Source organism: Pseudoalteromonas sp. S4741 (assembly GCF_005886135.1).
GTDB lineage: Bacteria > Pseudomonadota > Gammaproteobacteria > Enterobacterales > Alteromonadaceae > Pseudoalteromonas > Pseudoalteromonas tetraodonis.
Genome location: NZ_PNCN01000028.1, coordinates 1 through 4301 on the forward strand (window position 1 = coordinate 1; position 4301 = coordinate 4301).

4 protein-coding genes are annotated in these 4301 nt (G+C 39.5%); all 4 read left to right on the plus strand.

Annotated elements, in window-relative coordinates:
* Positions 1–328: 328 nt before the first annotated feature.
* The 4 genes from nadC to CWC30_RS04630 all read left to right on the plus strand — a co-directional run bounded on the left by nadC (position 329) and on the right by CWC30_RS04630 (position 4233).
* Positions 329–1174, plus strand: a complete 846-nt coding sequence (gene nadC, locus CWC30_RS04615) for a carboxylating nicotinate-nucleotide diphosphorylase (RefSeq protein WP_138626549.1) — start codon at positions 329–331, stop codon at positions 1172–1174.
* Positions 1175–1688: 514 nt separating this feature from the next.
* The gene (locus tag CWC30_RS04620; protein ID WP_171034684.1) at positions 1689–2201 is read left to right on the plus strand and encodes a pilin; all 513 of its coding nucleotides are present in this window, start codon (positions 1689–1691) and stop codon (positions 2199–2201) included.
* A gap of 49 nt (positions 2202–2250) precedes the next feature.
* A complete protein-coding gene (locus CWC30_RS04625; RefSeq protein ID WP_138626550.1) occupies positions 2251–2994 on the plus strand; it encodes a hypothetical protein in 744 nt (247 codons plus the stop codon).
* Positions 2995–3003: 9 nt separating this feature from the next.
* On the plus strand, positions 3004–4233 hold the full coding sequence (locus CWC30_RS04630) for a type II secretion system F family protein (RefSeq protein ID WP_138626551.1): 1230 nt from the start codon (positions 3004–3006) through the stop codon (positions 4231–4233).
* Positions 4234–4301 lie beyond the last annotated feature (68 nt).

The following is a 4301-nucleotide window of genomic DNA, read 5'->3' on the forward strand; positions in this document are numbered from 1 at the left end:
TTGGCTTAATCTCTGCCTAAACCTAGAACCTTTATTTTATAAACCCGCTGCCCGCATCCCGCTACCCGCATCCCGCATCCCGCTGCCCGTAGCTCGCTGCCCGCTGCCCGCATCCCGTAGCTCGCAGCGCTCAGGTTAATCAACCAAAATTGATGTATATCAAGATGCTAATAGATTTAACCCTATAAAGATAGCGTAATACTAAACGATAAAATATGATTAACGTGTAAATTAAGCGCTGGCTGATTAGTTTAGTTGTTAGCTGCTTCTATTTAGTAATTAAACAGAGTAAAATTTAGTTAATTTATTATCTATTATGAGCTTTTTCATGTCTATTTCGCATACCCTAATTAGTCAACTTGTTACCTTAGCACTTGATGAAGATCTAAATTACCAAAGCGCTGAACAAGGCGATATTACCGCACAGCTTATTCCGCAAGCAGAGCAAGCCAATGCGAAAGTGATCACCCGTGAAGACTGCATTTTTTGTGGTAAAGACCTTATTATTGAAGTATTTAAACAAGTCGACCCAAGTGTAGTTGTAAAAATATGCGTGAACGACGGCGACTTAGTTAGTGCCAATAGCACTTTATTTACCGCATCAGGTTCTGCTCGCGCTATTTTAACAGCCGAGCGCACCGCACTTAACTTTGTTCAAACGCTTTCAGGCACAGCCACCACCACCGCGCATTATGTAAAAGAGTTAAGTGGTACTAGCACGCAACTGCTCGATACCCGTAAAACTATTCCAGGTTTACGCGCATTGCAAAAATACGCGGTAAAATGTGGTGGTGGTGCAAACCACCGAATTGGTTTGTTTGATGCGTTTTTAATTAAAGAAAACCACATAGCAGCCTGTGGAGGAATTAATAACGCGGTTACTCAAGCTAAGCTAAATCATGCCGATAAACATATAGAGGTTGAGGTTGAATCGTTTGATGAGCTAGAGCAAGCCATTAACGCAGGCGCCGATATTATAATGTTAGATAATTTTAGCCCCGAGCAAATACGCCAAGCAGTTAGCATTACAAATAAGCGCGCAAAACTTGAAGTGTCGGGTAATATGACCCTAGAAACACTAAAAGCCTACTCGCAAGCTGGGGTCGACTTCATTTCAAGCGGCGCGCTTACAAAAAATTTACAATCAATCGATTTATCGATGCGATTTGAGTAAGTAATGCAAAAAATATTTACTCTTTATTTGCGCTAATTGATTGACAGGTTTTAAAAAAGGGCATTAAATAATTCAAAAGGATTATTTGTAACAAGTTATTAAATTAATGCGTTTTTTATAAAGCTTTTACATACAAAAGCGCAATAAACAGTGTTAGACTCATTCACATTGACTAGTTTTAAATTTTCAATTAGTTAAAAAGACTGAAAAAAACATTTGTAAGGGACAGAGTAAAAATAAGCGACAGGGTTTATTTTTATAATTAACTTGTAACTTACACAGGTTATAACTAGCTTTTAATAGTTAGGCTTATACTCAAGCAAGGGACGAGTAACGAATAACCGCCATGCAGTGTGTGTTTAAACGGCCAATAATTTACCGCTTAAACACAGCATTAAATTTGGCAAAAATGATTTTATTTTTTGTAGTAACAGGTTAAGTGAACACATAAGTTACAGTTTAAAAACTTATACCCGTTTGGCTTACCACAACATTATCCTTTAGGAGAGGAAACATGCAAACAATGACACAACAGAACCAAAAGGGTTTCACCCTAATTGAATTAATGATTGTAGTAGCAATCATCGGTATTTTAGCAGCAGTAGCACTACCTGCTTATCAGGATTATACTGTGCGCGCACGTGTGGCCGAAGGGTTAGGGTTAGCGTCTGCTGCTAAGATTAATGTACAGGATGTATTAGCATCTGGAAATCCAAGAGGCTTAGCAACTGGTTATGCTACAGGTTATAATGCACCAACTGCTACAGCAAACACCGCGAGTGTAGCTATTGCAGCTGGAACAGGTGTCATTACTGTTACAACTACTGCAGCAGCTGGTGGGGGTACAGTAATAATCACACCTAATGCACCAATTGGCACTGCATTACCTCTAGGTACAGCAGCATTTACTCCACCTGCAGATGCCGTAAACTGGCGCTGTGCCACTCTTGGAGCTGATATTAAAGCCTTTGCAGGAGCTGCTGCTGGTTCATTACCAGCTCGCTTCGCGCCTTCTGAATGTAAATAAGTGATAGCAGGGCAAAGCAATATAACTCTTTGCCCTTAAAATAAATACAATGAAAAAAACGTTTCTTACAAATCTTATATTATGCCATATAGCCGTTTCTCTTTTTGTTATTTTATTACCTATATTGGCTCTAATCTCAATTTGGTATCCTGAAAATTTTTCTGAAATTTCAGCTAGCGATCAAATCTTTCATATTATACTAGCTGTAGAGTTTGGCTTATTTTTCGGACTTTTACTGCTCCTATTTTTCGGTAGAAAAAACAATATAAATAAAACACTACTTGTTTACTCTATAATACTTACACTACAAATTAGTTCCGCTTTTGTTGGACTAAAAACCCTTTATGATGCAAAGCCTATGTATGTAGTGTATGAATTTGATAGGTATAGAGTAGTAAGACCTATTGATGTAGTTTGGGGAACGGAGGAAGTTGAATATAATTTACTTTCTGGCCCCGTACTTTATAGCACTTTAAAGTATGCTTCAAATGATATTAGATTTTTAAGCAGTATAAAAGACTCCATAAATGGTTTGCATCCAGCATTTAAAAAAGATCGGCTAATTCCATATCAAAATTCAACTAAAAATATCATTAAACACAGTAAAACAGCTCAACATTTGGGTGATGTAGATATAAAAAAAGTTATGATGTGTGGAAAAGATATAGAGATTAAGTCAATAGGGTACTATCCTCTAGTGAGCCAATTGAGCGATGAGTGGATCGCATTAATTAACTTAAATGACGCCAGCATCATTTGCTACCTTAATATAAACGGATGGGGAAACCCTTGATAGTTATTTATGACTAAGAAAGTTGATAAAAAAGAGCTAGATACTTTTCAGTGGGTCGGCGTTAGCACTAGAGGAAAACGCTTAGAGGGTGAGCTTACGGGATCTAGTATTGCTTTAGTAAAAGCCCAACTACGCAAACAAGGTATTACTCCCTCAAAAGTAAAACGTAAAGCCAAGCCACTATTTGGCTTACAAAGCGTACAAAAAATCACCCCAAAAGATATTGCCTTAGTTACTCGGCAAATAGCTACTATGCTAATGGCGGGTGTACCGCTGATACAATCGATTGAGATGATAGGCTCAGGCTCCACTAATAAAAGCGTGAGTAAGTTAATGGGTGCTATCGGCGATGAAGTAAAAGCTGGCCAGCCCTTATCAACAGCGCTGAGAAAGCACCCTCGCTATTTTGATGATTTATATTGCGACTTGGTGGCATCAGGCGAGCAATCTGGCGCACTGGATAAAATATTCGACCGCGTTGCGCTATATAAAGAAAAGTCAGAAGCGCTAAAATCAAAAATTAAAAAAGCTATGTTTTACCCTATAGCAGTCTTGGTGGTGGCGCTGATTGTAACCTCCATATTACTGATTTTTGTGGTGCCGCAATTTCAGGAGATTTTTAATGGCTTTGGCGCCGAGCTGCCTGCCTTTACTTTGTTTGTAATCGCTATTTCTGAATTTATGCAAGCCAACTGGTGGATAGCGCTCATTGGCGTTGTGGCGTTTGGTTATATATTTAAAGAAGCCCATTTAAGAAGTTTAAAACTGCGTGATGCTACCGACCGCGCCATACTTAAGCTTCCGGTTGTCGGCATGATTTTAAATAAAGCTGCAGTGGCACGCTATGCGCGTACTTTATCGACCACCTTTGCTGCGGGTGTACCACTGGTAGATGCGCTTGATTCTGCTGCCGGTGCATCAGGTAATGCGGTTTATCGTTATGCAATTTTAGAAATAAAAGCCGAGGTAAGTTCAGGTAACCAAATGAACTGGGCGATGCGTAACTCTAAAATATTCCCCGATATGGTGATACAAATGGTCGCCATTGGTGAAGAATCAGGATCGCTTGATGGCATGCTGGCAAAAGTAGCCACTATTTACGAACAAGAAGTAGATGACGCCGTAGATGGCTTATCTAGCTTACTTGAGCCGTTAATAATGGCGGTACTCGGCGTATTAGTTGGCGGATTAATTGTGGCCATGTACTTACCTATATTCCAACTAGGTTCAGTTATTTAGCTTCGAGCTTCGAGCTTCTAGGCCCGTTACCCGAAGCCCGTTGCCCGAACCTTTAACCTTTAACCTTT

Bases quoted from the DNA above. Each gene is read 5' to 3' on its own strand.
- nadC (WP_138626549.1), top strand. From the start codon at position 329: ATGTCTATTTCGCATACCCTAATTAGTCAACTTGTTACCTTAGCACTT.
- CWC30_RS04620 (WP_171034684.1), top strand. From the start codon at position 1,689: ATGCAAACAATGACACAACAGAACCAAAAGGGTTTCACCCTAATTGAA.
- CWC30_RS04625 (WP_138626550.1), top strand. From the start codon at position 2,251: ATGAAAAAAACGTTTCTTACAAATCTTATATTATGCCATATAGCCGTT.
- CWC30_RS04630 (WP_138626551.1), top strand. From the start codon at position 3,004: ATGACTAAGAAAGTTGATAAAAAAGAGCTAGATACTTTTCAGTGGGTC.